23 protein-coding genes are annotated in these 26,857 nt (G+C 56.2%); 12 read left to right on the top strand and 11 right to left on the bottom strand.

Annotation, left to right across the window (positions count from 1 at the left end; genetic code table 11):
* Nucleotides 1–37 precede the first annotated feature (37 nt).
* Together GNG29_RS07955 and yccS are read left to right on the top strand one after the other, a co-directional pair.
* Nucleotides 38–484, top strand: a complete 447-nt coding sequence (locus tag GNG29_RS07955) for a YccF domain-containing protein (RefSeq protein ID WP_103178960.1) — start codon at nucleotides 38–40, stop codon at nucleotides 482–484.
* Between the two features lie 18 nt (nucleotides 485–502).
* Nucleotides 503–2,638: a YccS family putative transporter gene (gene yccS, locus GNG29_RS07950; protein WP_103178959.1), complete on the top strand. Its 2,136-nt coding sequence runs from the start codon at nucleotides 503–505 to the stop codon at nucleotides 2,636–2,638.
* Here the strand turns inward: yccS and GNG29_RS07945 are convergent.
* Nucleotides 2,619–3,248, bottom strand: coding sequence for a TfoX/Sxy family DNA transformation protein (locus GNG29_RS07945; RefSeq protein WP_156654226.1), 630 nt, complete (start codon nucleotides 3,246–3,248; stop codon nucleotides 2,619–2,621). The two genes, yccS and GNG29_RS07945, sit on opposite strands and share 20 nt — an antisense overlap.
* Before the next feature lie 217 nt (nucleotides 3,249–3,465).
* Between GNG29_RS07945 and sulA the strand changes: the two genes are divergently transcribed.
* The gene (gene sulA / locus GNG29_RS07940; RefSeq protein ID WP_156654225.1) at nucleotides 3,466–3,975 is read left to right on the top strand and encodes an SOS-induced cell division inhibitor SulA; all 510 of its coding nucleotides are present in this window, start codon (nucleotides 3,466–3,468) and stop codon (nucleotides 3,973–3,975) included.
* A gap of 354 nt (nucleotides 3,976–4,329) precedes the next feature.
* Nucleotides 4,330–5,385 carry a porin OmpA gene (gene ompA / locus GNG29_RS07935; RefSeq protein WP_103181059.1) on the top strand — a complete coding sequence of 352 codons (1,056 nt, stop codon included), beginning with the start codon at nucleotides 4,330–4,332 and terminating at the stop codon, nucleotides 5,383–5,385.
* A 65-nt stretch (nucleotides 5,386–5,450) separates the two neighbouring features.
* On the opposite strand, the gene matP is transcribed toward ompA, so the two are convergent.
* Nucleotides 5,451–5,906 (bottom strand): macrodomain Ter protein MatP, encoded by a 456-nt coding sequence (gene matP / locus GNG29_RS07930; RefSeq protein WP_103178956.1) that lies wholly within the window; start codon nucleotides 5,904–5,906, stop codon nucleotides 5,451–5,453.
* 186 nt (nucleotides 5,907–6,092) lie between these two features.
* Here matP and GNG29_RS07925 point away from each other — a divergent pair, with 186 nt between their 5' ends.
* Together GNG29_RS07925 and fabA are read left to right on the top strand one after the other, a co-directional pair.
* Nucleotides 6,093–7,853 carry a Lon protease family protein gene (locus GNG29_RS07925; protein WP_156654224.1) on the top strand — a complete coding sequence of 587 codons (1,761 nt, stop codon included), beginning with the start codon at nucleotides 6,093–6,095 and terminating at the stop codon, nucleotides 7,851–7,853.
* A gap of 68 nt (nucleotides 7,854–7,921) precedes the next feature.
* Nucleotides 7,922–8,440 (top strand): bifunctional 3-hydroxydecanoyl-ACP dehydratase/trans-2-decenoyl-ACP isomerase, encoded by a 519-nt coding sequence (gene fabA / locus GNG29_RS07920; RefSeq protein ID WP_156654223.1) that lies wholly within the window; start codon nucleotides 7,922–7,924, stop codon nucleotides 8,438–8,440.
* A 73-nt stretch (nucleotides 8,441–8,513) separates the two neighbouring features.
* On the opposite strand, the gene rmf is transcribed toward fabA, so the two are convergent.
* From rmf to rlmKL, 6 genes are all read right to left on the bottom strand, one after another.
* Nucleotides 8,514–8,681: a ribosome modulation factor gene (gene rmf, locus GNG29_RS07915; protein ID WP_010429337.1), complete on the bottom strand. Its 168-nt coding sequence runs from the start codon at nucleotides 8,679–8,681 to the stop codon at nucleotides 8,514–8,516.
* Between the two features lie 255 nt (nucleotides 8,682–8,936).
* On the bottom strand, nucleotides 8,937–9,500 hold the full coding sequence (pqiC, locus tag GNG29_RS07910) for a membrane integrity-associated transporter subunit PqiC (RefSeq protein ID WP_156654222.1): 564 nt from the start codon (nucleotides 9,498–9,500) through the stop codon (nucleotides 8,937–8,939).
* Nucleotides 9,500–11,137 (bottom strand): intermembrane transport protein PqiB, encoded by a 1,638-nt coding sequence (gene pqiB / locus GNG29_RS07905; RefSeq protein ID WP_103181058.1) that lies wholly within the window; start codon nucleotides 11,135–11,137, stop codon nucleotides 9,500–9,502. Before pqiB ends, pqiC begins: the two co-directional genes overlap by 1 nt.
* Before the next feature lie 4 nt (nucleotides 11,138–11,141).
* On the bottom strand, nucleotides 11,142–12,395 hold the full coding sequence (gene pqiA, locus GNG29_RS07900) for a membrane integrity-associated transporter subunit PqiA (protein WP_103178952.1): 1,254 nt from the start codon (nucleotides 12,393–12,395) through the stop codon (nucleotides 11,142–11,144).
* Between the two features lie 18 nt (nucleotides 12,396–12,413).
* Nucleotides 12,414–14,321 carry an ABC transporter ATP-binding protein gene (locus tag GNG29_RS07895; protein WP_156654221.1) on the bottom strand — a complete coding sequence of 636 codons (1,908 nt, stop codon included), beginning with the start codon at nucleotides 14,319–14,321 and terminating at the stop codon, nucleotides 12,414–12,416.
* 12 nt (nucleotides 14,322–14,333) lie between these two features.
* A complete protein-coding gene (gene rlmKL / locus GNG29_RS07890) occupies nucleotides 14,334–16,442 on the bottom strand; it encodes a bifunctional 23S rRNA (guanine(2069)-N(7))-methyltransferase RlmK/23S rRNA (guanine(2445)-N(2))-methyltransferase RlmL (RefSeq protein WP_103178950.1) in 2,109 nt (702 codons plus the stop codon).
* Nucleotides 16,443–16,539: 97 nt separating this feature from the next.
* Here rlmKL and GNG29_RS07885 point away from each other — a divergent pair, with 97 nt between their 5' ends.
* Entirely contained in the window at nucleotides 16,540–17,649 is a 1,110-nt protein-coding gene (locus tag GNG29_RS07885; RefSeq protein WP_103178949.1) for a YcbX family protein, read from the top strand.
* Here GNG29_RS07885 and zapC read toward each other — a convergent pair.
* Both zapC and pyrD read right to left on the bottom strand, forming a co-directional pair.
* Complete coding sequence (gene zapC / locus GNG29_RS07880) at nucleotides 17,646–18,182, bottom strand: cell division protein ZapC (RefSeq protein ID WP_103178948.1); 537 nt, start codon at nucleotides 18,180–18,182, stop codon at nucleotides 17,646–17,648. The genes GNG29_RS07885 and zapC overlap by 4 nt on opposite strands.
* Nucleotides 18,183–18,349: 167 nt before the next feature.
* Nucleotides 18,350–19,360: a quinone-dependent dihydroorotate dehydrogenase gene (gene pyrD, locus GNG29_RS07875; RefSeq protein WP_156654220.1), complete on the bottom strand. Its 1,011-nt coding sequence runs from the start codon at nucleotides 19,358–19,360 to the stop codon at nucleotides 18,350–18,352.
* Between the two features lie 248 nt (nucleotides 19,361–19,608).
* Here pyrD and ssuE point away from each other — a divergent pair, with 248 nt between their 5' ends.
* The 5 genes from ssuE to ssuB are packed head-to-tail and all read left to right on the top strand — an operon-like array spanning nucleotide 19,609 to nucleotide 23,861.
* Nucleotides 19,609–20,184 carry an NADPH-dependent FMN reductase gene (ssuE, locus tag GNG29_RS07870; RefSeq protein WP_103178946.1) on the top strand — a complete coding sequence of 192 codons (576 nt, stop codon included), beginning with the start codon at nucleotides 19,609–19,611 and terminating at the stop codon, nucleotides 20,182–20,184.
* Nucleotides 20,177–21,151 (top strand): sulfonate ABC transporter substrate-binding protein, encoded by a 975-nt coding sequence (locus GNG29_RS07865; protein WP_156654219.1) that lies wholly within the window; start codon nucleotides 20,177–20,179, stop codon nucleotides 21,149–21,151. Before ssuE ends, GNG29_RS07865 begins: the two co-directional genes overlap by 8 nt.
* Complete coding sequence (gene ssuD, locus GNG29_RS07860; RefSeq protein WP_156654218.1) at nucleotides 21,148–22,293, top strand: FMNH2-dependent alkanesulfonate monooxygenase; 1,146 nt, start codon at nucleotides 21,148–21,150, stop codon at nucleotides 22,291–22,293. The genes GNG29_RS07865 and ssuD overlap by 4 nt, the downstream gene beginning before the upstream one ends.
* A gap of 9 nt (nucleotides 22,294–22,302) precedes the next feature.
* Entirely contained in the window at nucleotides 22,303–23,094 is a 792-nt protein-coding gene (ssuC, locus tag GNG29_RS07855; RefSeq protein ID WP_114387510.1) for an aliphatic sulfonate ABC transporter permease SsuC, read from the top strand.
* Nucleotides 23,091–23,861 carry an aliphatic sulfonates ABC transporter ATP-binding protein gene (gene ssuB, locus GNG29_RS07850; RefSeq protein WP_156654217.1) on the top strand — a complete coding sequence of 257 codons (771 nt, stop codon included), beginning with the start codon at nucleotides 23,091–23,093 and terminating at the stop codon, nucleotides 23,859–23,861. Before ssuC ends, ssuB begins: the two co-directional genes overlap by 4 nt.
* 156 nt (nucleotides 23,862–24,017) lie before the next feature.
* Here the strand turns inward: ssuB and pepN are convergent, their stop codons facing one another.
* Nucleotides 24,018–26,630, bottom strand: a complete 2,613-nt coding sequence (gene pepN, locus GNG29_RS07845) for an aminopeptidase N (RefSeq protein WP_156654216.1) — start codon at nucleotides 26,628–26,630, stop codon at nucleotides 24,018–24,020.
* Nucleotides 26,631–26,857: the final 227 nt, after the last annotated feature.

Here is a 26,857-nt window from a genome sequence, read left to right as displayed (position 1 = left end):
AGCAGGGCTTCAACATTACGGCAAGAATTGAGGTTTTATGCGTACCGTTCTGAATATTTTGAATTTTGTGCTGGGTGGTTTTGTCACTACCCTCTCCTGGCTGCTGGCGACGCTGGTCAGCGTGGTGCTGATCTTCACCCTGCCGCTGACGCGCTCCTGCTGGGAAATCACCAAACTCTCGCTGGTGCCTTACGGTAACGAAGCGGTTCACGTGGATGAACTGGAGCCTGACAGTAAAAGTACGCTGATGAACACCGGCGGAACGCTGCTCAATATTCTGTGGCTGATCTTTTTCGGCTGGTGGCTGTGTGTGATGCATATTGCGGCGGGGATCGCCCAGTGCCTGACCCTGATTGGCATCCCCGTCGGGATCGCCAATTTCAAAATTGCCGCCATCGCTCTATGGCCGGTCGGACGCCGGGTTGTGCCGGTGGAAGTGGCCCGCGCCGCGCGGGAAGCCAACGCCCGCCGTCGTTTTCCGTAACAAGGACCCCGCGCGCCCATGCTAAGCCCCCTGCTTCGCCGCTACACCCTGAACAGCGCCTGGCTCTACAATGCCCGGATCTTTATTGCCCTGTGTGGCAGCACCGCCCTGCCCTGGTGGCTGGGCGAAGTAAAGCTAACCATCCCGCTGACGCTGGGGGTGGTTGCCGGTGCGCTGGCCGACCTGGACGATCGCCTTACCGGTCGGCTGCGCAATCTGGTTATCACCCTGATCTGCTTTTTTATCGCCTCTGCATCGGTTGAGCTGCTCTTCCCGTGGCCATGGTTTTTCGCGATTGGGCTGACGCTCTCCACCAGCGTCTTTATTCTGCTGGGTGGGCTGGGCCAGCGCTACGCCACCATCGCCTTTGGCGCGCTGCTTATTGCCATCTATACCATGCTGGGGGTGTCGCTGTATGACCAGTGGTATCAACAGCCGGTGCTGCTGTTGCTGGGCGCGGTCTGGTATAACCTGCTGACGCTCGCCGGGCATCTTATTTTTCCCATTCGCCCGTTGCAGGATAATCTGGCCCGCAGCTATGAGCAGCTGGCCCACTATCTGGAATTAAAGTCCCGGCTCTTCGATCCGGATATTGAAGATGATGGCCAGGCACCGCTGTACGATCTGGCCCTGGCGAACGGGCAACTGGTGACCACACTAAACCAGACCAAAGCATCGTTACTCACCCGTTTACGCGGCGATCGCGGTCAGCGCGGCACCCGCCGAACCTTACATTATTACTTTGTGGCGCAGGATATCCACGAGCGCGCCAGCTCATCGCATATTCAGTACGCCGATCTGCGCGAAAAGTTTCGCTACAGCGACGTGATGTTCCGCTTCCAGCGTCTGTTGTCCATGCAGTCGCAAGCCTGCCAGCAGCTGTCGCGCTCCATTCTGCTGCGCACCCCTTATCAGCACGATCCGCGATTTGAACGGGCGTTTACCCACCTGGATGCAGCGCTCGACCGCGTTCAGGCCAGCGGCACCTCTGCTGAGCAGATGAAAGCGCTGGGTTTTCTGTTAAATAACTTACGCGCCATAGATGCCCAGCTCGCCACCATCGAATCTGAGCAGGCGCTGGCAACACCCGGTAATGATGTGAATAACCAGCTTGCGGATGACAGTCTGCATGGGTTTAGCGATATCTGGCTGCGTTTAAGTCGTCATTTTTCTCCGGAATCGGCGCTGTTTCGCCATGCGGTGAGGATGTCGCTGGTGCTCTGTATTGGTTATGCTTTTATACAGATAACCGGGCTTAATCACGGCTACTGGATTTTGCTTACCAGCCTCTTTGTCTGTCAGCCCAACTACAACGCCACCCGCCATCGGCTGGCGCTGCGTATTCTCGGCACCCTGGTAGGGGTCGCTGTCGGGTTACCCATCCTTTACTTTGTCCCTTCGCTGGAAGGCCAGCTGATCTTAATTGTGATCACCGGCGTGCTGTTTTTTGCGTTTCGCAATGTGCAATATGCCCACGCCACCATGTTTATCACCCTGCTGGTGCTGCTCTGCTTTAACCTGCTTGGGGAAGGCTTTGAGGTAGCTTTGCCGCGCGTCATTGATACGTTAATTGGCTGCGCCATTGCCTGGGCTGCAGTGAGTTTCATCTGGCCAGACTGGCGGTTCCGTAATCTGCCTCGGGTGCTGGATCAGGCGATGAATGCTAACTGCCGTTATCTCGATGCCATCCTTGAGCAGTATCACCAGGGGCGCGATAACCGTCTGGCGTACCGTATAGCCCGGCGTGACGCCTATAACCGCGACGCGGAGCTGGCTTCTGTGGTGTCGAATATGTCCACGGAGCCGCGGGCAACCGCAGAAACCCGTGAAATCGCATTCCGTTTGCTGTGCCTGAACCATACTTTTACCAGCTACATCGCCGCGTTGGGCGCACACCGCGAGCGGCTCAACAACCCCGCAATCCTGGGGTTGCTCGACGATGCGGTCTGCTATGTTGATGATGCGCTTCATCAACGTCCGGCGGATGAGCCTCGTGTTCAACAGGCACTAAGCGAACTGGCGCAACGCATTTCACATATTGAGCCAGGCGCAGAGAGCAAGGCGCCTCTGGTGCTGCAGCAGATTGGTCTGCTCATCGCGTTGCTGCCAGAAATTTGCCATCTACAACAGCACGTTAATCAACTGCCGGAGTGACGGGCGTCTCAACCGGCAGCTTTTTGTACCACTCCACCAGCTCCTGGCGTCTGACTTCCGGGAGCGCAGCGACGTGGAGCCCGGTGATCGCCCCTTCCAGCGCAAACAGCACCTTGTAACTGAGGTGCTTGTTCAGCACTCTGATCTTCAGCCAGCACTGTTCTGCTCCCAGCTCACGTAATGCCTCTTCATTGGTGATGCCCGCTTCATAGAGCAGGATCTCCAGCTGAAAGGTGAGATTGGGTAAATCTTTCAGCCTCTCGCGCTTGTAGCGTTCGCAGCGCTCCCGCCGCGCCGCCTCCAGCGCAAACGACGAGAGCTGCAGAAGCGTTTCGCGATCCTGCCAGAGACCTTCATCGACGCGAAAATAGTTTAACAACACCGGCCGCCCCCGCTTCACCAGCGACAGGAAAGACGAGGCATGCTTTACGCAGTAGGGTGCACTCTCCTCACAGGCCCGCAGGTATAACTCCCCTTCCGACACCATGGCAAATACCGTGTCATCTACCGCCAGAGTGTAACCGCCAAACAGGGCACGATACTGAACTTCGCCCAGAGGAGACAGGTATTCTGCTGATTGATAGATCCGTTCATACGATAACTTTTTCATGATATTTCCCTTTTAAATCATGGAGTAATGATGAAGTCGCTTGTTAACGGATCCGTTAGCCAAAAAATAGGTAACTTATGATTGAACGGCAAGCTGATTTTTCAATACGACTGAATTACAAACCAAATTTGCGAGGAGCTTTCCGAAAATGAGGTTGATCTTTAGTCGCACAGGGGTTACTGTATATCCATACAGTAACTACAGGGCTGGATTGATTATGTACTCTTCAGGCTATGCAAACCGTTCAACTACTTTCTCTTCTACCGCAGGTAAAAGCGCGCTGAATTCCACTGCGCCTGTTTCCACCGGGCTGATTAGTGAAGTGCTCTACCGTGAAGACCAGCCCATGATGACGCAGCTGTTATTGCTGCCACTGTTACAGCAGCTTGGTCAGCAGTCGCGCTGGCAGCTGTGGCTTACGCCGCAGCAGAAATTGAGCCGGGAATGGGTGCAGTCCGCCGGCTTGCCGCTCGCAAAAGTGATGCAAATAAGCCAGATGGATCCATGCCATACTGTAGATTCAATGGTGAGGGCGTTACGTACCGGAAATTACAGCGTCGTGATCGGTTGGTTTACGCACGAGTTGACGGAAACGGAACAACATCGTCTGGCTGAAGCCGCCGAAGAAGGTAATGCGCTCGGCTTCATAATGCGTCCCATTCGAATGAATGCTCTGGGCAACGGACACCTTTCTGGGCTAAAAATTCACTCCAATTTGTATCATTAAGTAAAAATAAGAGTATTCCTGGAATTTTTTTTGCGCCCTCTGTACGCCGTTGGTTCTCTATAAAAAAGCCGCGAAAAGTCTTGTCTGCCGCGGCTTTCTTCATTTTAGCACGCCTTAAATTGCGCAATAAATGTTAAATATTGTGTATACAAAACTTTTTTTTTCATATGCCTGACAGAGTTCACACTTGTAAGTTTTCAGGTACGTTGTAGACTTTACATCGCCAGGGGTGCTCGGCCTAAGCCGAAGATATCGGTAGGTTTACTCTTTGTCCCCGCCCCCCGGTGAAGGATTTAACCGTGACTCTCATTGAGATTCTCATGGCGATTTTTGGATGATAACGAGGCGCAAAAAATGAAAAAGACAGCTATCGCGATTGCAGTGGCACTGGCTGGTTTCGCTACCGTAGCGCAGGCCGCTCCGAAAGATAATACCTGGTACGCTGGTGGTAAACTGGGCTGGTCTCAGTTCCATGACACTGGTTGGTATAACGACGCTCTGAACAACGACGGTCCAACTCATGAAAGCCAGCTGGGCGCAGGCGCGTTCGGTGGTTATCAGGTTAACCCGTACGTTGGCTTCGAAATGGGTTACGACTGGCTGGGCCGTATGCCTTACAAAGGCGACAACGTTAACGGCGCATTCAAAGCTCAGGGCGTTCAGCTGACTGCTAAACTGGGCTACCCAGTAAATGACGCTGTAGACATCTACACCCGTCTGGGCGGCATGGTATGGCGTGCAGACTCCAGCAACAGCATCGCTGGCGACGACCATGACACCGGCGTCTCCCCAGTATTCGCTGGTGGCGTTGAGTGGGCTATGACCCGTGACGTTGCTACCCGTCTGGAATACCAGTGGGTTAACAACATCGGCGACGGCAACACCGTTGGTGTTCGTCCAGACAACGGCATGCTGAGCGTGGGTGTTTCCTACCGTTTCGGCCAGCAGGAAGAAGCAGCGCCAATCGTTGCTCCAGCTCCAGCACCGGCTCCAGAAGTACAGACCAAGCACTTCACTCTGAAGTCTGACGTTCTGTTCAACTTCAACAAAGCAACCCTGAAACCAGAAGGTCAGCAGGCACTGGATCAGCTGTACACCCAGCTGAGCAACCTGGATCCTAAAGATGGTTCCGTAGTGGTTCTGGGCTTCACCGACCGTATCGGTTCTGACGCTTACAACCAGGGTCTGTCTGAGAAACGTGCTCAGTCCGTTGTTGACTACCTGATCTCTAAAGGTATCCCGGCTAACAAGATCTCCCCACGTGGTATGGGCGAATCTAACCCAGTTACCGGTTCTACCTGTGACAACGTGAAAGCTCGCGCTGCACTGATCGACTGCCTGGCTCCAGATCGTCGCGTAGAGATCGAAGTTAAAGGCATCAAAGACGTTGTAACTCAGCCAGCGGCATAAGTTATCGTCTGACAAAAAACCCCGCCATGTTGCGGGGTTTTTTATTGCCTGAATAAAGTAAAACGCTACTTTTTACCGGCCAGCAGCGCCTGGAGATCGGTTTTCAGGGTCGACATCTGACTGGCGTACTTCTCTTTATGTTCCGCATCTTCAATCAGCTGTACGATGGTTTCTGACAAGGTTTTCCCCCGTCGCTGGGCGAGCCCGGCCAGACGCTGCCAGACCATGAACTCCAGATCAATCGACTTTTTACGGGTATGTTGATGCTCAGCATTAAAGTGCCGTTTGCGCCGCGCACGGATAGTCTGCTTCATTCGGTTCAGTAAGGCAGGATTAATATGCTTTTCAATCCAGCCATTGACCAGAATGGGTTCATTTTCGAGGGTCAGCAATAAATCTACAGCTTCTTTTGCAGCACTGGCTTCGAGGTAGCAGGTGATCAACTCCCCTTCACGGTGTTTTTTGACCAGATACTTCCATTTCCAGCCGCTTTCGAGATTTTCCAGTTGTTGATATTTCATTGCGATCTCAGTGTGACCGTGTAACTGTGTTCAGAATATCAGTTTTTTAGCAATCTGCTGAAAAGAAATCATATCCTGTGACACGCGGTGACGCATTCCTGCCCGGAAACCCCGATTCCCTCATGTGCAGAGCCTGCGCCTTACGGTATACTCCATCGTTTTACTTCTGACAAAAAAACATCAACTTTGACCATTACGAAACTTGCATGGCGTGACCTTGTTCCGGATACCGACAGTTATCAGGAACTGTTTGCACAGCCAGATCTCGCGAAAGAAGACGAATACATCCTCAGCGACACTCAGCCCCGTTTGCATTACGCGCTGGAGCAGGTGTTAAGCCCATGGGCTACCTCACCATTCATGTTGTTGAAAGCGCCAGACGAAGCGGAGTATCTGAATCTTCTGGCAGATGCCATGCGGCAGCTGCAGCCAGAAGCCGGAACGGTCTTTGGTGGTGAGTACCGCATCGATGGGCATACCGTTACCTTTGAACCCGCCACCGTACCCGATAGCCGTTTTGCTGTCACCGGCAACATCGTCCAGGCGGGCTGGACAGAAGCAGAGCAGCTGTTCGGCTGTCTGCGCCAGTTTAACGGTGAACTTACCCTGCACCCCGGTCTGGTTCATCAGGCAAACGGCGGCGTGCTGGTTATCTCCCTGCGCACGCTGCTTGCTCAGCCGCTTCTGTGGATGCGCCTGAAAAACAGCGTTAGCCAGCAGCGCTTCGATTGGGTGGCCTACGACGAGTCGCGCCCTCTTCCGGTCGCTGTGCCCTCTATGCCGCTCACCCTGAAAGTGGTGCTCATCGGCGATCGCGAAGCGCTGGCGGATTTCCAGGAGATGGAACCCGAACTGGCCGACCAGGTGGTCTACAGCGAGTTTGAAGAGAGTACCCAGATTGCGGATGCTGAAGATATGCAGCAATGGCTGCAGTGGGTTTACGCCGTCTGCCAGCGTGCGCAGCTGCCAACGCCTGCTGCCGATGCCTGGCCGGTGCTGATCCGCGAAGCGGTCCGCTATACCGGCGATCAGGAGACTCTGCCGCTTTGTCCTCTCTGGCTTGGCAAACAGCTGCGTGAAGCCGCAGCCATGACCGAAGACGATACGGTCACCGGCGAACAGCTCTCCCAGATGCTGGTGCAGCGCGAATGGCGTGAAGGCTATCTTGCCGATCGCATGCAGGATGAGATCCTGCTTGAGCAGATCCTGGTTGAAACCGAAGGCGAACGCGTCGGGCAGATCAACGCTCTGTCGGTAATTGAATTCCCTGGCCACCCGCGCGCCTTTGGCGAGCCGTCGCGTATCAGCTGCGTCGTGCATATCGGCGACGGTGAGTTTATCGATGTCGAACGCAAAGCCGAGCTGGGCGGGAATATTCACGCCAAGGGCATGATGATCATGCAGGCCTTCCTGATGTCGGAACTGCAGCTCGAGCAGCAGATCCCCTTCACCGCCTCGCTGACCTTCGAGCAGTCCTACAGCGAAGTGGATGGCGACAGTGCGTCGATGGCAGAGCTGTGTGCCCTCATCAGCGCCCTGGCCGATGTGCCGGTGAATCAGAGCATTGCGATCACCGGTTCCGTGGACCAGTTTGGTCGCGCGCAGCCGGTCGGCGGTCTGAATGAGAAGATCGAGGGCTTCTTTACCGTTTGCCAGCAGCGTGGGCTGAGCGGTAAACAGGGTGTGATCATTCCTCTTCCGAACGTGCGTCATCTCAGCCTCAGTCAGGAACTGCTGAAGGCGGTAGAAGAGGAACAATTCAGCCTCTGGGCCATCGAAGACATTACAGATGCGCTACCCTTACTGACAAACCTGGAGTGGGACGCCGAGGGGCAAACCACACTGATGCAGACTATCCAGGAACGAATTGCGCAGGCAACGCAACAGGAAGCGCGCCACCGTTATCCCTGGCCGTTACGCTGGTTGAACTGGTTCACGCCAAACTGATCGGACTTGTTCAGCGTACACGTGTTAGCTATCCTGCGTCCTTCACTAAAATAAGGCATACTGAGAACATGGTAGATAAACGCGAATCCTTTACAAAAGAAGATCTTCTTGCCTCTGGTCGCGGTGAACTGTTTGGCGCGAAAGGCCCGCAGTTACCGGCCCCGAACATGCTGATGATGGACCGTGTCGTGAAGATGACGGAAACCGGCGGCAACTTCGATAAGGGTTACGTAGAAGCAGAGCTCGATATCAACCCGGACCTGTGGTTCTTTGGCTGCCACTTTATTGGCGATCCGGTGATGCCAGGCTGCCTGGGTCTGGACGCGATGTGGCAGCTGGTTGGCTTCTACCTCGGCTGGCTGGGTGGCGAAGGCAAAGGCCGCGCGCTGGGCGTGGGTGAAGTGAAATTCACCGGTCAGGTTCTGCCGACCGCGAAAAAAGTTACCTACCGTATTCACTTCAAACGCATTGTTAACCGTCGCCTGATTATGGGCCTGGCGGATGGCGAAGTGCTGGTCGACGGGCGTCTGATCTACACCGCGAACGACCTGAAAGTGGGTCTGTTCCAGGACACCTCCGCATTCTGATTGTTGCTTTTACCAGAGCATATAAAGGCGAAACCTCCGCAGTGCGGAGGTTTCTTTTTTTAAAGAGACGCTATCAAGCAAGTACTGCCCTGTCTCCGATGGCTTCTCGCCAGCCCCCTAACCATTGTGACCTCTGATTCAAGGTCTGATAGGGACACATTTCTTTTGAACGTCCGGCGATGCCAGCCTGATAACCACGTTGATGAGCCCTTTCAAGGCGATCTCGTTTCTGTCTCTTCATGCCTCGTTTCCCTCATTATTTGATCTGGTGGAAAAGAAAACAGTGATTACAAAATGTGCAATCACAGATAACGAATACCCTGATTACCGCCGAGCGTCAATGCGCAAAATTCACGCCAGTGTCATAAATGTGAGCTACACAAAAGTTCATTTGTACAAAAATTGTGACACGGCACAAGTAACCGCCTGAGGGGCAAACGAAAAAAAAGCCGCAATTAGCATCAAGCTAAGTGCGGCTCCGTGCGATGAATTTTACTTATGGCAGTCGGGAGATCTCTCTCGCAATGCTGGCAGACTCCTGCGCCCAGCCCTGGGCCAGCACTTTTACCATCTCATCGTAACCATCTTTCTGCTGGATCAGCTCCAGATGGAAAGGTCGTTTGATCAGCTGACCCTGATGGTTCAGCAGCCACTCCCCGCTGACGATCACCCTGCCATCATAGCGCCCGTGGAAGCCAGTGACATTGACGTTAAGCGTATCCTGGTTACTTCCCAGCGGCTGCGACGCTACCACCCATCCCGGCAGTTGGCTGCCAAGGTTGGCGACCAGCGTGTTACGCAGCTGCTGATCCAGCGGGCTGGCCCAGAGATTGTTGCTGGCGATGACGTACTGCACATCGCTGGTCTGATAGACCACGCCATTACCGGCGAGATAATCAGGGACCGCTACCTGTTCGACCCACAGCAGGCGGTTCCCCTGGCTGGCCGTCGTTTGCCCGCCCGCCTGCGCTGCCAGCGGCAGCTGATAATAGCTCTTGTTCTCTGATGCGCTACAGGCGGTCAGAAGCGCCACTGCGGTGATGATTAGCCATTTTTTCATTACTTAGCCCCCTTCGGCTCAGGGTCCTTTTTCTCTTTTGCTTCGAATACCAGCGCATTGCTCTTGGTATTCAGCGTTTTCAGTACCGGCTGGAGCTCACGCAGAACCTGATCGAGGCGCTGCATATCCGCCACCATCTTGTTATATGCCGCGGAGCCCGGCTGGAAGCCCTGCATACTGCGGTTCAGTTCACGCAGCGTCTTTTGCATGTCCTGCGGCAGCTGCTGCATCGACTGGCTGGCGGTCAGCTTGTTGAGATTATCCAGCGTGGCCTGCAGTCGGCGCATCGTCGCCTGGCTTTCACTAAGCGTGTTGGTGGCCTGCTGAATCATCGGATTGAGCGGCAGGTTGTTGATCTTATCCAACGTTTCCATCAGACGCTGTTGGATCTGCGCCAGGCCACCGCTAACGGTCGGGATAATTTTATACCCGCCAAACTCGCGGATCGCTTTTAGCGGCGGCTCTTTCGGGAAGAAGTCCATATCCACATACAGCGCCCCGGTCACCAGATTACCGGTTTTGAGCGAGCCGCGCAGGCCGCGCTTCATCAGCCCGTCGATATGCTGAGCAATGTCCGGCGTATCGCCAACCTGATTAATCAGACGCTCCGGCTCAATGCGGATCAGCACCGGAATACGGTAGTCATCATCCAGCACCTGGCGCATACCCGGCGCAAAGAACGGCACCTTAGCGACGGTTCCGAGACGGATACCGCGGAATTCAACCGGCGCGCCCGGCTGCAGGCCGCGGACAGAATCTTTGAAGAACATCAGGTAGTCGATATGGTCGGTATAGAGCGAATCCTGAATGCTTCTCTGATCGTCATAGAGCTTGAATGCCGTGTGCTGCGCCACCGGCTGGCCCTGATCCAGCCCTTCCGGCACGTCAAAACTGACGCCACCGCCGAAGAGCGTAGAGAGTGAGCCCATTTCGACGCGCATACCGGCTGAGGTTAAGTCCACGGCGATACCGCTGTCTTTCCAGAAACGCACGTTGCTGGTCACCAGGCGATCGTTAGGCGCATTGATAAACAGCTGGTAACTGATGGTGCGTTTTTGGGTGTCAAACGTGCTGGTTTCAACGGAACCCACGCGATAACCGCGGAACAATACCGGATCGCCCGGACTCAGCTGGCCCGCTTTTTTACTGTCGAGGATGACGCGGATCCCCTTCGCATCGGGTGGCGCCAGCGGCGGTGAGTCCAGAAGTTGATATTCCGCTGGCTGGACGCCCTTTTTGCCCGGTTGCAGTTCAATATATGCCCCGGATAACAACGTACCCAGACCGCTGATGCCTTCACGGCCCACCTGCGGTTTCACCACCCAGAACACCGAGTCGCCGTGTAGCAGCTTCTCCATGCCAGCGTGGAGACGGGCTTTGATCTCTACGTGTGTCAGGTCGTCAGTCAGGGTCGCGCTTTCGACGACCCCCACATCCACGCTGCGGCTTTTGATGGTGGTTTTACCGCCCTCAATGCCCTCGGCGTTGGTGGTGATTAACGTCACTTCCGGACCCTGATGGCTGTAATGATAAAACAGGATCCAGGCACCGATCAGGGCAGTCACGATGGGGAAAATCCACACCGGCGACCAGTTTCTGACCTTCTGCACTTTCGCCTCTCCGCTTCTCTTTTCCATGCTTTTATTCATCCTCATGGCTCGACGCTGACTCACGATCCCAGGATAACCGAGGGTCGAAAGTCATGGCCGCAAACATGGTCATAATCACGACCAATGCAAACATCACCGCTCCGATGGCGGGATAGATACTCATTAATCCGCCTATACGCACCAGCGCAGAGAGGACGGCAATCACAAAGACGTCAATCATTGACCAGCGCCCGACAAACTCTACGACTTCATAGATCAGATGCATCCGCTCGCTGTCACGCTTGCCGTGTCCTTTGGCATCCCAGCAGAGCCAGGCAATCGCAATCATTTTGAGCGTGGGAACCATAATACTGGCGATAAAGATCACCAGCGCAACCGGATAGGAGCCTTCACTCCATAGCAGTACAACCCCGGCCATGATAGTCGATGGCATTCTATCGCCCAGCAGGTCGGTAATCATAATCGGCAGAATGTTGGCCGGGAGATAGAGGATCATGGAGGTAATAAGCAGTGCCATGGTCCACTGAAGACTGTTTTTACGCCGCACATGCCCTTTTGTTGCGCAACGTGGGCAGACATACTGGTCGGCAGGAAGGATCGCTGTGCAGCAGGCGCATAAGCGCAAATTTTGGTTGATTCCCGGCACACCGGGTTGCAGCGTTTGCGGCAATACGGGCGCAGGAGCGATATCGTCCCATGCCCAACGGCGATCCACGCACTGAAACGCGCGTAGTTGCAGGATACAGAACAGGCACCAGGGAATAAAACTGCTGCCAATGCCGATATCGCCGTAGGCCATCAGCTTAACAAAGCTCACCAGAATACCGGCTAAGAAAATCTCCGCCATCCCCCAGCTTTTCAACTGGAACAGGATCCGCGCCAGCCTGATTTTCAGTGCTCCGGGCATATGCGCCCGGTTCACGAGCAGTAAGATAACCACCAGGCAAAACGCCGGAACGATCTGGACGAAAAGTAAAAAGAATGTTCCCAGACTGGCGTAATTCTCTGAGAACATCACGCGGGGTATCTCCAGCAAATGGACTTCGCTGGTGATCCCCCCCACCTTCATATTAATAAAGGGGAAAAGATTGGAGAGAAAGAGCATAAACAACGCAGCAATGGCATAAGCAGTAGGACGCTGCCGCGGCGCGTCCCACTCTGTTGTCAGCGTTGTCCCGCAGCGCGGGCATGCCGCTTTGTGGCCATGCTCGAGCACCGGAAGCGCCACGAGCATATCGCACTGTGAGCATAAAATATGCCGGTCGGCATGGTGATGTTCACACATACTGGCTCCATGTTTAACTTATGCGCCGTTTTTCAGAGCCTCAAGATATTCCCAGCGTTCAAATGCCTCTTCCAGCGCCTGCTCAGCCTGGGCCATATCGGCCAGAACTTTTTGAGTATAGTCATGCGGCTGGCTGAAGAATGACGCGTCTGCCACCTGAGCCTGCAAACTTTCCAGACTGGCTTCGAGCTCTTCCAGACGCTGCGGCAAGCCTTCCAGTTCGCGCTGAAGGTTATAGCTTAATTTGGCCGTGGTGCGTTTGCTATTTTCTGCTTTTGGAACAGCAACTTCCGCTTCCACCTTCGCTTTTGACTGTTTTGTCGCCTGCGATTGTGCCTGCTGCCCACGGGCATCGTGATAACCGCCCACATACTGACCAATTCGCCCCTGGCCTTCGAAGATCCAGCATTCGGTGACGGTGTTATCCACGAACTGACGATCGTGGCTGACCAGCATCACAGTTCCCTGATAACTATCAATCAGTTCTTCCAGAAGTTCCAGCGTTTCAACGTCAAGATCGTTGGTCGGTTCGTCAAGAATAAGCAGGTTGCTGGGTTTCAGGAACAAACGCGCCAGTAACAGGCGGTTACGCTCCCCACCAGAGAGGGCGCGCACCGGGGTCATCGCCCGTTTTGGATGGAACAGGAAGTCCTGCAGATAGCCCAGCACGTGGCGCGGCTTACCGTTCACCATCACTTCCTGCTTGCCTTCGGCGAGGTTGTCCATCACCGTTTTATCCGGATCCAGCTCAGCGCGGTGCTGGTCGAAGTACGCCACTTCGAGCTTGGTACCGCAGTGGATGCGGCCGCTATCTGCCTTAAGTTGATCCAGCATCAGCTTCAGCAGCGTGGTCTTACCGCAGCCGTTCGGGCCGATAAGGGCGATTTTGTCGCCGCGCTGCACCTGGGCGGAGAAGTCCTTCACCAGCACCTTGCCGTCGACCTGGTAGTTGACGTTCTCCATCTCAAAGACGATTTTGCCTGAACGGCTCGCCTCTTCGACCTGCATCTTCGCGCTGCCCATCACCTCGCGGCGTTCGCTGCGCTCGCGGCGCATCGCTTTCAGGGCACGGACGCGGCCTTCATTACGGGTACGACGCGCTTTAATGCCCTGACGGATCCACACCTCTTCCTGCGCCAGCTTGCGGTCGAACTCTGCATTTTGCAGCTCCTCTACCCGCAGGTTTTCCTCTTTTTTCAGCAGATAGGTGTCGTAATCCCCCGGATAGGTCACCAGCTTGCCGCGATCGAGATCGACAATACGGGTCGCCATATTGCGGATAAACGAACGGTCATGAGAGATGAAGATGATGGTGCCGTTGAAGGTTTTCAGGAACCCTTCCAGCCAGTCAATGGTTTCGATATCCAGGTGGTTGGTCGGCTCATCAAGCAGCAGCACTTTCGGCCCGCTGACCAGCGCCCGGCCCAGCGCCGCCTTACGCAGCCAGCCGCCAGAAAGAGAGGCCAGCGGCATGTCCGCTTCCAGACCTAACTGCGCCAGCACTTCGTTGATGCGGTTTTCCAGCTGCCACAGGCCATGATGATCCAGCAGCTCCTGCAGGCGCGCCATCTCATTCAGGTTTTTGGTGCTGGGATCGGTCATCACCAGATGTGAGATCTCGTGGTAGCGCTTCAGGTATTCGGCCTGCTCTTCGATGCCTTCGGCGACAAAATCGTAGACGCTGCCCTGAACGTTGCGCGGCGGATCCTGCTGCAGACGCGCCACAACCAGATCCTGTTCGTAAATAATGCGCCCGTCATCCAGCCCCTGCTCGCGGTTGAGGATCTTCATCAGCGTCGATTTTCCGGCGCCATTACGCCCCACCAGACAGACACGTTCGTTATCTTCGATATGCAGCTCAGCATTATCGAGAAGCGGCGCGTCGCTGAACGACAGCCACGCCCCATGCATACTAATTAATGACATTTACTTTTCCTTTCAGACCGCGGTAATCAGCCAGCAGTTATGGATCTGACGGTTACGGGCAAAATCCTGGGACAGGGTTTTTTGACTGATCTCTTGTGCTTTCAGCCCCAGCTTTTCCAGCCCTTCATGATCCATGCGGAAACCGCGTTTGTTGTTCGAGAACATGATCGTGCCGCCTTTACGCAGCATACGTTTGAGATCTTTCATCAGCGCAATATGGTCGCGCTGGACATCGAAAGACTCTTCCATGCGTTTGGAGTTAGAGAAGGTCGGCGGATCGATAAAGATCAGATCGAACTGCTCTTCGGTTTCACGCAGCCAGCCCAGCACGTCAGCCTGCAACAGGCGGTGCGCGCGGCCGGTCAGGCCGTTAAGGCGCAGGTTGCGCTCCGCCCACTCCAGATAGGTGCGGGACATATCCACGGTGGTAGTGGTACGCGCACCGCCCAGGCCGGCATGTACGCTGGCGCTGCCGGTATAGGAGAAGAGGTTCAGGAAGTCTTTACCTTTACTCATCTGGCCCAGCATGCGGCGGGCAATGCGGTGGTCGAGGAACAGCCCGGTATCGAGATAGTCGGTGAGGTTCACCCACAGGCGCGCGTTGTATTCGCCTACTTCGATAAACTCGCCCTTGCTGTTCATCTTCTCATACTGGTTTTTACCCTTCTGACGCTCACGGGTTTTAAGGATCAGTTTGTTTGGCGCAATATTCAGCACGCTGATGGTCGCGGCAATAATATCAAGCATACGCTGACGGGCTTTCTGCGGATCGACGGTTTTAGGCGGGGCATACTCCTGCACAACCACCCAGTCGGCGTAGCGATCGACCGCCACGTTGTATTCCGGCAGATCGGCGTCATACAGGCGATAACATTCAATGCCTTCCTGCTTCGCCCATTTTTCAAATTTCTTCAGGTTCTTGCGCAGGCGGTTGGCGTAATCTTCCGCGATGGTGGCAGGTTTGCTGTCCGCCTCTTTCTCGGCCAGATGGTAATTTTTCTGCACACAGTCCAGCGGACCGTTTTTGGCCTTGAACTGGCGCTCGGCGCGCAGTTGCAGGCAGCTCAACAGCTCAGGGGAGGCGCTGAACAAAGAGAGGTTCCAGCCGCCAAACAGATCCTTCATGGTGCGCCCCAGCAGGCTATGCAGGGCAATCAGCGCAGGCTCGCTGTCCAGACGTTCGCCGTAAGGCGGGTTGCTGATTACCGTGCCGTACGGGCCTTTTGGCAGCGGATTGGTGAGCTGGGAAACGTCTTTAACCTCAAAGGCGATCAGCTCGCCGATCCCGGCGCGGCGGGCGTTGCTGCGCGCGCGTTCAATGACGCGGGCGTCGCTGTCAGAACCATAGAAGCGGGATTCATAGGCTGCCAGCCCGGCACGTGCGCGCGTCTGGGCTTCGGCTTTTACCTCCTGCCAGATGGCCTCGTCGTGCTGAGCCCAGCCCTTAAAGCCCCACGCGCCGCGATGCAGGCCAGGCGCGCGGTCGGTTGCCAGCATCGCCGCTTCGATAAGCAGGGTACCGGAACCACACATCGGATCGAGCAACGGCGTACCCGGCAGCCAGCCGGAACGCATCACGATGGCGGCCGCCAGGTTCTCTTTGATCGGCGCAATACCGGCACGATCGCGGTAGCCGCGCTGGTGCAGGCCTTCGCCACACAGATCCAGCGCAATGCTGGCAACTTCTTTATTCAGGCGAACGTTGATGCGCAGGTCCGGATTTTCACGATCGACGTTCGGACGCTCCAGATTTTTGCGCGTGAAACAGTCGACGATGGCATCTTTGACCTTCAGCGCCCCGTACTGGCTGTTACGGATCTCATCGTTCAGGCCGCTGAAGTGCACGGCAAAAGTGGCGCCTGGGGCAAAAATCTCTGTCCAGTCGATAGTCTGCACGCCAATATAAAGATCGAGATCGCTATAAACCTTGCACTCTCTCATCGGCAACATGATGCGTGAGGCCAGGCGGCTCCACATCAGGCTCTGGTAAATAAGCCGCGTGTCGCCCTGAAAATGGACACCACCCTGAACCACCTGGCACTCTTGCGCGCCCAGATTTTCCAGTTCAGTTTTTAACAGCTCTTCCAGCCCACGGGCCGTACTGGCAAACAGAGAATTCATATCGTCACTTTTACTCTAAGAAAATTGCTGCGCATTATAGCCAATCTGGGCTCTATGTCATAAAGTTGAGGGCTTATTTTCATTTGAGGGCTGCGCCGTGGCGACGTTATCCAGGCTTTTCATTCATCCGGTTAAATCCATGCGCGGTATTGGGCTCACGCATGCCCTTGCCGATGTCAGCGGTTTTGCCTTTGATCGCATTTTTATGGTCACAGAGCTGGATGGCACATTTATTACCGCACGCCAGTTCCCGCAAATGGTTCGCTTCATCCCGGCGCCGGTTCAGGATGGTCTCCATCTGACTGCGCCGGATGGTTCCAGTAGTATCGTCCGTTTCAGCGATTTTGCGCCAGCGGATGCGCCCACCGAAGTCTGGGGCAACCACTTTACCGCCCGTATCGCCCCGGACGCGATCAACCGCTGGCTGAGCGAATTCTTTTCCCGCCCGGTTCAGCTCCGCTGGGTTGGGCCGGAGCTGACGCGACGCGTGGCTAAGTTTGCCGCGGTGCCGCTCTCTTTTGCCGACGGATTCCCGTATCTGCTCACAAACGAAGCCTCGCTGCGCGACCTGCAACAGCGCTGCCCGGCCAGCGTGCAGATGGAGCAGTTCCGCCCGAACCTGGTGGTGACAGGCGCTGCCGCCTGGGAAGAGGACACCTGGAAAGTGATCCGCATCGGCGAGGTCATTTTTGACGTGGTGAAACCCTGCAGCCGCTGCATCTTTACCACCGTCAGCCCGGAGAAAGGGCAGAAACACCCGGCTGGCGAACCGCTAAAAACCCTGCAATCTTTCCGCACCGCGCAGGATAATGGTGATGTCGATTTCGGCCAGAACCTGATCCCGCGCTCCAGCGGAGTGATCCGCGTGGGCGACGAGGTGGAGATCCTCTCGACCGCCCCGGGCCGTCTCTACGGTGCAGGCGCCGAAGAAGAGGCCAGCGACGTGGAAGTGCAGCCTGCAACGGCGGTGACCATCCAGTGGCAGGGGCAGACCATTCGCGGTAACAATCAGCAGGTGTTATTGGAGCAGCTTGAACAGGCCGGGATTCGCGTGCCCTACTCCTGCCGTGCGGGGATTTGCGGATGCTGTCGCATTACGCTGGTTGAGGGGGAAGTGAGCGCGCTGAAGAAATCGGCCATTGGCAGCGACGGCACAATCCTGTGCTGTAGCTGCGTACCGAAAACGTCGTTACAACTCGAGGCTTAAACGGCCTGTTCCAGGCTGAAGCTGACCGGTTGCGGTTTCAGCCTGTCATTCATCACTTTAATCGGGTCGCCCAACTGCATGGTGCGCCCGGCAATGGTCACCGCGGGCTGCGCCAGTAAACAGAGCGCAGCGTTGTCGCCCGGCTCCACCACCAGCAAATTCACCTGCTCACCATTTTCGCTCAGGCTGACACAGGCGGCATCACCGATAACCGGCGTCCAGCGTTCACCGTGGGCAAGAAAGTGCCAGCTTTTTGGCATCTGGGGTTTGAGGAAGCGGATCGCCACCAGCGCATTAAGCACCAGTTCAGCACGCTGCTCTTTCGACAGTTCCAGGTCACGGCACTTCTCTTCAAAAGAGAAATAGAGCGCGGCATCATCGACGCAAAAACCGGTATCGGCAAAGGCGTCCGGGGTTAACATCCGGCGGGCAAAACGTGAACGAAACAGCATACCATTGGCCAGATCGAGCATCATACGATCGTGCTCTTCGCAGAAATACCAGCGCCAGTTATCGTCAGGTTTAATTCGCATCTGTCTCTCCCGTGCCCGAAACGTCCTGTCGTAAGAAAGTCCTTATTGCCGCTTCGTTTTTTTAACCTCAGTAATCAAAGACTACTATGTCTAATAAAGCAACAGTCCGGGAATATAAAACAACCAGAGCTGGAAATAAAGCCCTGGTTGTCAGTCATGCTAAAAGGTTAGAGGTGATTAACGATTTCTTTAATCAGCGGCGGACCTTTAAAAATAAAGCCGGAATATATCTGAACAAGCGAAGCGCCAGCAGCCATTTTTTCACGGGCGGCGATGACTGAATCAATCCCGCCAACCCCAATAATCGGTAAGCGGCCATTTAATTCCTGCGCCAGACGACGAATTATTTCGGTGCTTTTTAACTGCACCGGGCGTCCGCTCAAGCCACCCATTTCATCGCAATGCTTCATCCCCTGAACTAAAGTGCGGTCGAGCGTGGTATTGGTAGCGATAACACCATCAATATTATGACGAACTAAACTGTCGGCCACCTGAATCAGCTCTTCTTCACTCAGATCCGGCGCAATTTTAACGGCGACCGGCACATATTTATGGTGCGTCGCCTGGAGTTCATTTTGCTTATTTTTAATGGCGGTTAATAAGTCGTCCAGCGCTTCGCCGTATTGCAGGGTACGCAGACCTGGCGTGTTAGGCGAGGAGATATTCACCGCAATATATCCGGCATAAGCGTAGACTTTCTCCATGCAGATCAGGTAGTCATCTTTGCCCTGCTCGACCGGCGTGTCTTTATTTTTGCCGATATTAATGCCTAATACGCCGTCGAAATGGGCCTTTTTCACATTCTCAACGAGGTGATCGACACCGAGATTGTTAAACCCCATGCGGTTAATCAGCCCCTCGGCTTCTACCAGGCGGAACAGGCGTGGCTTGTCGTTACCCGGTTGCGGACGCGGTGTGACGGTACCAATTTCGATGGAGCCGAAGCCCATCGCACCCAGTGCATCAATGCACTCGCCATTTTTATCCAGCCCTGCCGCCAGACCCAATGGGTTTTTAAAGGTTAACCCCATACAGGTGACCGGCTTATCCATCACTTTCTGGCGCACCAGCGCTTCGAGCGGGGTTCCCGTAATACGGCGTAACTGCTGGAATGTTAATTCATGAGCGCGCTCAGGATCGAGCTGGAAAAGGGCTTTACGAACGAAGGGGTAGTACATGAACTCTCCTGGATTCCCGGTGTGCAAACCGGGGGCGTATTATCTGCGATCGCAGCGGGAAAGGGAATTGACCTGAGGCAAAAAAAGCCCCGTGCCGCGCAATCGTTTACTTTTCACTCCTCCTTTATTCAATTTTCGGCATTTATCTTGCGGATAAATCATTTAGCGGAATAAGCCAGCGGTGCCACACTGCCAACAAATGTTATCAATGTTAGATAAAAGCGAATAATTGGTTATAAGGAGCATCTATGCGCGTCATTACGTTGGCCGGCAGTCCGCGATTCCCTTCCCGCTCCAGCGCACTGCTGGAGTACGCCCGGGAGCAGCTTACCTCTCTGGATGTGGAGGTGTTCCACTGGAATCTACAAAATTTTGCCCCGGAAGATCTGCTCTATGCCCGCTTCGACAGCCCTGCGCTGAAGGCGCTGAATGAACAGTTAAAAGAGGCCGATGGGCTGATCGTCGCCACGCCGATCTATAAAGCCTCGTTCTCCGGTGCCCTGAAAACCCTGCTGGATCTGCTGCCGGAGCGCGCGTTAGAGGGCAAAGTCGTCCTGCCGCTGGCGACGGGCGGCACTGTGGCCCACCTGCTGGCGGTGGATTACGCCCTGAAACCGGTGCTCAACGCCCTGAAAGCCCAGGAGATCCTGCACGGCGTCTTTGCCGATGATTCTCAGGTCATCGATTACCAGCACAAGCCGCACTTTACCCCAAACCTGCAAACCCGCCTCGACAGCGCGCTGGAGACCTTCTGGCAGGCGCTGCATCGCCGCGACGTGCAGGTTCCCGCCTTCGGTCTTCAGAAAGGAGTCGCCCATGTTTAAATCCCTCGCACGCCTGAGTCTGGCAGGTCTGGTGGCTCTCTCCGCCCTGGCGCATGGCGCAGAGCCCGCGCCCGACAATCTGCGTATTGGCTATCAGAAAGGCAGCGTCAGTATGGTGCTGGCGAAAAGCCATCAGCTGCTGGAAAAACGCTACCCGGACACCAAATTCTCCTGGGTTGAGTTCCCGGCCGGCCCGCAGATGCTGGAGGCGCTGAACGTAGGCAGTATCGATCTCGGCAGCACGGGCGATATCCCGCCAATTTTCGCCCAGGCCGCCGGCGCGGATCTGCTTTACGTCGGCGTTGAGCCGCCAAAACCGAAAGCCGAAGTGATCCTGGTGCCTGAAAATAGCCCGATTAAGAGCGTGGCGGATCTGAAAGGCCACAAAGTGGCTTTCCAGAAAGGCTCCAGCTCCCACAACCTTTTATTGCGCGCGCTCCAGCAGGCGGGCCTGACCTTTAAGGATATTCAGCCGGTCTATCTCTCCCCGTCGGATGCCCGCGCCGCCTTCCAGCAAAAGAGTGTCGATGCCTGGGCTATCTGGGACCCTTACTACTCTGCGGTGCTGCTGCAGGGGGAGGTGAGAGTACTGAAAGATGGCGAAACCCTGAAACAGACCGGCTCTTTCTACCTTGCCGCACGCCCCTATGCCGAGAAGAACGGTGCCTTTATTCAGGGCGTGCTGGATACCTTTAGCGAAGCGGACGCCCTCACCCAGAGCCAGCGCCAGCGCCAGCGCCAGGCCAGTATCGCCCTGCTGGCAAAATCGATGGGTCTGCCGGAGCCGGTCATTGCTACCTACCTTGACCATCGCCCGCCAACCGTCATCAAACCGGTGGATGCGAAAATCGCCGTGTTACAGCAGCAAACCGCCGACCTGTTTTACGACAACCATCTGGTACCGAAAAAAATCGTTATTCGCGACCGCATCTGGCAGCCCACTGCCTCGAAAGGAGATAAATCATGAGTCTGAATCTGTTCTGGTTTTTACCTACCCATGGCGACGGTCATTACCTTGGCACCGACGAGGGTGCTCGTCCGGTGGATCATGCTTATCTCCAGCAGATCGCCCAGGCGGCCGATCGGATTGGTTTTACCGGGGTGCTGATCCCGACAGGTCGTTCCTGCGAGGATGCGTGGCTGGTGGCGGCGTCGATGATCCCGGTGACCCAACGCCTGAAGTTTCTGGTGGCCCTGCGTCCCAGCGTGACCTCCCCGACGGTGGCCGCACGCCAGGCCGCGACCCTCGACCGTCTGTCGAATGGCCGCGCCCTGTTTAACCTGGTGACCGGCAGCGATCCGCAGGAGCTGGCGGGAGATGGCGTCTTTTTGGATCACACCGCGCGGTACGAAGCCTCCTCTGAATTCACTCACGTCTGGCGTCGTCTGCTGGAGGGGGAGAACGTCACCTTCGAGGGCAAGCATATCCATGTGCGTGACGCGAAACTCTACTTCCCGCCGATCCAGCAGCCGCGTCCACCGCTCTATTTTGGCGGTTCATCGGAGGTTGCCCAGGATCTGGCCGCCGAGCAGGTGGATCTCTACCTTACCTGGGGCGAGCCGCCGGCGCTGGTAAAAGAGAAAATCGAACAGGTGCGCGCCAAAGCCGCGGCGCGGGGTCGTAAAGTCCGCTTCGGTATTCGTCTGCATGTGATTGTGCGCGAAACCACTAAAGAGGCGTGGCAGGCCGCCGACCGCCTGATTTCGCATCTGGACGATGACACCATTGCCAAAGCGCAGGCCGCGTTTGCCCGCACCGATTCCGTGGGGCAACACCGAATGGCCTCCCTGCACAACGGTAAAAGAGAGAATCTGGAGATCAGCCCGAACCTGTGGGCGGGCGTCGGCCTGGTGCGCGGCGGCGCAGGTACCGCCCTGGTGGGGGATGGCCCGACCGTGGCGGCGCGCATTAATGAGTACGCTGACCTCGGTATCGACAGCTTTATTCTCTCCGGTTATCCGCATCTGGAGGAGGCGTACAAGGTGGGCGAACTGCTGTTCCCGCATCTGGATGTCGCCATTCCGGAGATCCCGCAGCCGCAGCAGCTGTTGCAGCAGGGCGAAGCGGTCGCCAACGAATTTATTCCGCGTAAAGTCGCCCAGAGCTAAGGAGAACGCATGGCTCATTCTTCCCGAAAATGGCTGCTGCGCATTGCACCCTGGCTGCTTCCCGCAGGCATTGTGCTTATCTGGCAGTTGGCCTCCTCCGTGGGCTGGCTCTCCAGCCGCATCCTGCCGTCGCCGGAGGGGGTTGTGGAGGCGTTCTGGTCGCTGAGCGCCAGCGGCGAGCTGTGGCAGCATCTGGCGATCAGCGCCTGGCGCGCGGTGATTGGTTTTTCCATCGGCGGGACGATTGGCCTGACGCTGGGGCTGATCAGCGGTCTCTCCCGCTGGGGTGAGCGTCTGCTGGACACCTCGATTCAGATGCTGCGCAACGTGCCACATCTGGCGCTGATCCCGCTGGTGATCCTCTGGTTTGGTATCGATGAGACGGCGAAGATTTTTCTCGTCGCCCTCGGCACGCTCTTCCCGGTCTATATCAACACCTGGCACGGCATCCGTAATATCGATCGCGGGCTGGTGGAGATGGCGCGCAGCTACGGTTTGTCCGGCTTCGCCCTGTTTATCCACGTTATCCTGCCGGGCGCCCTCCCCTCCATTATGGTCGGCGTGCGCTTCGCCCTCGGCCTGATGTGGCTGACGTTAATTGTGGCGGAAACCATCTCCGCCAACTCGGGTATCGGCTACCTGGCGATGAACGCCCGCGAATTCCTGCAGACCGATGTGGTCGTGGTGGCCATTGTTCTCTACGCCCTGCTCGGCAAACTGGCGGATGTCAGCGCCCAGTGGCTGGAACGCCGCTGGCTGCGCTGGAATCCGGCCTACGCGATAAAGGAGGCACACGCATGAATACAGCTCGCTTAAACCAGGGTACGCCGCTGTTGCTCAATGGCGTGACCAAACGCTACGGCGAAAACACCATTCTGAACGAACTGGAGCTGCATATTCCCGCCGGGCAATTCGTGGCGGTGGTGGGCCGCAGCGGCGGTGGCAAAAGCACCCTGCTGCGCCTGTTGGCCGGGCTGGAAGCGCCAAACAGCGGCGAACTGCTGGCCGGGAACACCCCGCTGGCGGAGATCCAGGACGATACCCGGATGATGTTCCAAGATGCCCGACTGCTGCCGTGGAAACCGGTAATCGATAACGTGGGGCTGGGGCTGAAAGGCGACTGGAAAGCGCAGGCATTACAGGCGCTGGCCGCCGTCGGGCTGGACAATCGCGCCGGGGAGTGGCCTGCCGCCCTGTCAGGGGGACAGAAACAGCGCGTGGCGCTGGCCAGAGCGCTGATCCATCGCCCGGGGCTGTTGCTGCTGGATGAGCCGCTGGGGGCGCTGGACGCCCTGACGCGGATTGAGATGCAGGATCTTATCGTCTCGTTATGGCAGGAGCACGGCTTTACGGTGCTGTTGGTGACCCACGATGTGAGCGAAGCCGTGGCCATGGCGGACCGGGTACTGCTCATTGAGGAGGGCAAGATTGGGCTGGATCTGACGATTGACCTTCCTCGCCCTCGCCGGGTGGGTTCGGCACGGCTGGCGGAGCTGGAAGCGGAGGTCCTCGATCGGGTGATGAAGCGTGGGGTAACGGAGCGGCAGTTGATTACGGCTAATGCCTGATGCCCTCACCCTGACCCTCTCCCACAGGGAGAGGGAGGGTAACCATAGGCCCGGTAAGCGTAGCGCCACCGGGCATCAGGCTGCACAGCACTGCCGGGTGGCGGCTTCGCCTTACCCGGCCTACAAAACAGAACCCAGGCCGGACCCGGCTTTCTGTCAGGCCAGCGCCTTGCTGATCTTCTCGTAGAGATCGCCGGAGAGGTTCTCCAGCCCTTTTAGCTGCTCCAGCGCGGCACGCATCTTCGCCTGACGCTTCTCATCGTAGCGTTTCAGACGGATCAGCGGCTCAATCAGACGCGACGCTACCTGCGGGTTACGGCTGTTGAGCTCGGTCAGCATCTCCACCATAAACTGGTAGCCGCTGCCATCTTCCGCATGGAAGGCGGCCGGGTTGCTGCTGGCAAAGGCGCCAATCAGGGAACGGACGCGGTTCGGGTTGCTCAGAGTGAACGAGCGGTGATTGAGCAGGCTGCGCACCTTGTTCACCACATCCGCCGCCGGGCTGGTGGACTGCAGGATGAACCACTTGTCCATTACCAGACCATCCTGATGCCATTTGTCGTCATACTCCTGCATCAGGGCATCACGGCACGGCAGCTCTGCGGCAACGCTGGCAGCCAGCGCAGCCAGCGCATCGGTCATGTTGTCGGCCGTGTGATACTGCTTGCTGACCAGTTCGTCGGCGAGCGCCGTCTCCCCAAATGCCAGGTAGCGCAGGCAGGTGTTACGCAGTGAGCGTTTGCCAATATCGGCATGCTCAACCCGATAGGCGTCCAGTTTGTGGTGGTTGTAGACCGCCAGGAACTCATCCGCCAGCTCGGTTGCCAGGGTACGGGTCAGGGCCTCACGCACCGTCGCGATAGCGATCGGATCGATAATCTCAAACAGCTCGGCGATTTCGTTCACCGACGGCAGGGTAAGGATTTCAGCCGCCAGCGCCGGATCGATCCTCTCATCTAACAGAATGGCGCGGAAGGCGTCGGCAACATGCGCCGGTACCGACAGCGGCTGCCCCTGCTGATGACGATTGACGTTCAGCTTGATATAGGTCCCCAGCAGGCTCTGCGCCGCATCCCAGCGGGAGAAGTCATTACGTGCATGACGCATCAGGAAGGTCAGCTGCTGATCGCTCCACTTGTACTCCAGCTTAACTGGCGCGGAGAATTCACACAGCAGCGCAGGTACCGGCTGGAAATAGACGTTATCAAAGATGAAGGTCTGCTCGGCCTGGGTCACGTTCAACACGTTATGCACCGGATGGCCGCCTTTTTGCAGCGGGATCACCTTGCCTTCGTTATCGTACAGCTCAATGGCGAACGGAATATGCAGCGGGTGCTTCTCTTCCTGCTCGGCGGTCGGCGGCGTGCGCTGGCTGATGGTCAGGGTGTACTGCTCGGTTTCCGGGTTGTAGTCGTCTTTAACGGTCACGATCGGCGTACCGGCCTGGCTGTACCAGCGGCGGAAGTGAGAGAGATCGATGTTAGAGGCATCTTCCATCGCCTGAACGAAATCGTCGCAGGTGGCGGCGCTGCCGTCATGGCGTTCGAAATAGAGCTGCATCCCTTTCTGGAAATTCTCTTCGCCCAGCAGGGTGTGGATCATACGAATAATTTCAGAACCCTTTTCATACACCGTCAGGGTGTAGAAGTTGTTCATCTCAATCACTTTATCCGGGCGGATCGGGTGCGCCATTGGGCTGGCGTCTTCGGCAAACTGCAGGCCGCGCATGGTGCGCACGTTATTGATGCGGTTCACCGCCCGCGAGCCGAGATCGGAGCTGAACTCCTGATCTCGGAAGACGGTTAAGCCCTCTTTCAGGCTCAGCTGGAACCAGTCACGGCAGGTGACGCGGTTGCCGGTCCAGTTGTGGAAATATTCGTGGCCGATGACGCGCTCGATATCGAGGTAGTCTTTATCGGTGGCGGTATCGGTACGCGCCAGCACATATTTGGAGTTAAAGACGTTAAGGCCCTTGTTCTCCATCGCGCCCATATTGAAGAAGTCGACGGCGACGATCATATAGATGTCGAGGTCATACTCGAGACCGAAACGCTTTTCATCCCACTTCATGGAGTTGATAAGCGAGGTCATCGCCCACGGGGCGCGGTCGAGGTTACCGCGATCGACAAACAGCTCCAGCGCCACTTCACGGCCTGAACGGGTGGTGAAGGTGTCGCGCAGAACGTCAAAATCACCCGCCACCAGCGCAAACAGGTAGCACGGTTTCGGGAACGGATCCTGCCACTGCACCCAGTGACGGCCATTATCCAGCTCGCCCTCGCCTACGCGGTTACCGTTGGAGAGCAAAAACGGATAGGTGGCTTTATCGGCGATGATTTTGGTGGTAAAGCGGGCCAGCACATCCGGGCGGTCGAGATACCAGGTGATGTGACGGAAACCTTCAGCTTCACACTGGGTGCAGAGCGCCACGCCCGACTGGTATAACCCCTCCAGTGCGGTGTTAGACGCCGGGCTAATCTCGTTAACGATGCGTAACGTAAAACGTTCCGGCAGGTTATCCAGCACCAGCTGGTTATCTTCTTCTTTATAGTCGGTCCATGGGGTGTCGTTTACCTGCACCGACACTAAGGTCAGGTCTTCGCCGTCAAGACGCAGCGGCACCGCCGTGGCGTTGTGACGCGTCACCTGGCTTACCGCCGTCACAACGGTTTTTGTGGCATCCAGGTCAAAAGTCAGATCGATATCGCTAATCAGGTAATCCGGCGCACGGTAGTCGTGGCGGTATTTGGCTTGAGGCTGTTGTGTCATAGAAAACCTTTTGCATCGTTTGTCGAATAACGAACCAGTCTATTCCTGTTGTCTAAATCGCGCTATGCAGAATGTTCATCTTTTCAGTCACAAACACTCTATTTGCTACATTTTTATAACACGCGGCACGAAATGCTCTCGACCCTGAACCAGGCTTATGGTGTGATCGGGGTTCAATAAATCGCTAAACAAGGTATACTCCAGCGGTTTCATTAGTCGTTTATTGT

The organism is Leclercia sp. Colony189, assembly GCF_009740165.1.
Classification (GTDB): Bacteria; Pseudomonadota; Gammaproteobacteria; order Enterobacterales; family Enterobacteriaceae; genus Enterobacter.
The sequence above is the reverse complement of the archived record's forward strand: the minus strand, read 5'-3'. Positions and strand labels throughout refer to the sequence as shown.

Coding starts and splice junctions, on each gene's coding strand:
- fabA (WP_156654223.1), top strand. CDS start 7,922: ATGGTAGATAAACGCGAATCCTTTACAAAAGAAGATCTTCTTGCCTCT.
- ssuD (WP_156654218.1), top strand. CDS start 21,148: ATGAGTCTGAATCTGTTCTGGTTTTTACCTACCCATGGCGACGGTCAT.
- pqiB (WP_103181058.1), bottom strand. CDS start 11,137: ATGGAAAAGAGAAGCGGAGAGGCGAAAGTGCAGAAGGTCAGAAACTGG.
- sulA (WP_156654225.1), top strand. CDS start 3,466: ATGTACTCTTCAGGCTATGCAAACCGTTCAACTACTTTCTCTTCTACC.
- pyrD (WP_156654220.1), bottom strand. CDS start 19,360: ATGTACTACCCCTTCGTTCGTAAAGCCCTTTTCCAGCTCGATCCTGAG.
- ssuE (WP_103178946.1), top strand. CDS start 19,609: ATGCGCGTCATTACGTTGGCCGGCAGTCCGCGATTCCCTTCCCGCTCC.
- zapC (WP_103178948.1), bottom strand. CDS start 18,182: ATGCGAATTAAACCTGACGATAACTGGCGCTGGTATTTCTGCGAAGAG.
- rmf (WP_010429337.1), bottom strand. CDS start 8,681: ATGAAGAGACAGAAACGAGATCGCCTTGAAAGGGCTCATCAACGTGGT.
- rlmKL (WP_103178950.1), bottom strand. CDS start 16,442: ATGAATTCTCTGTTTGCCAGTACGGCCCGTGGGCTGGAAGAGCTGTTA.
- pqiC (WP_156654222.1), bottom strand. CDS start 9,500: ATGAAAAAATGGCTAATCATCACCGCAGTGGCGCTTCTGACCGCCTGT.
- ssuC (WP_114387510.1), top strand. CDS start 22,303: ATGGCTCATTCTTCCCGAAAATGGCTGCTGCGCATTGCACCCTGGCTG.
- GNG29_RS07945 (WP_156654226.1), bottom strand. CDS start 3,248: ATGAAAAAGTTATCGTATGAACGGATCTATCAATCAGCAGAATACCTG.
- matP (WP_103178956.1), bottom strand. CDS start 5,906: ATGAAATATCAACAACTGGAAAATCTCGAAAGCGGCTGGAAATGGAAG.
- GNG29_RS07865 (WP_156654219.1), top strand. CDS start 20,177: ATGTTTAAATCCCTCGCACGCCTGAGTCTGGCAGGTCTGGTGGCTCTC.
- pqiA (WP_103178952.1), bottom strand. CDS start 12,395: ATGTGTGAACATCACCATGCCGACCGGCATATTTTATGCTCACAGTGC.
- yccS (WP_103178959.1), top strand. CDS start 503: ATGCTAAGCCCCCTGCTTCGCCGCTACACCCTGAACAGCGCCTGGCTC.
- GNG29_RS07955 (WP_103178960.1), top strand. CDS start 38: ATGCGTACCGTTCTGAATATTTTGAATTTTGTGCTGGGTGGTTTTGTC.
- pepN (WP_156654216.1), bottom strand. CDS start 26,630: ATGACACAACAGCCTCAAGCCAAATACCGCCACGACTACCGTGCGCCG.
- GNG29_RS07895 (WP_156654221.1), bottom strand. CDS start 14,321: ATGTCATTAATTAGTATGCATGGGGCGTGGCTGTCGTTCAGCGACGCG.
- ssuB (WP_156654217.1), top strand. CDS start 23,091: ATGAATACAGCTCGCTTAAACCAGGGTACGCCGCTGTTGCTCAATGGC.
- ompA (WP_103181059.1), top strand. CDS start 4,330: ATGAAAAAGACAGCTATCGCGATTGCAGTGGCACTGGCTGGTTTCGCT.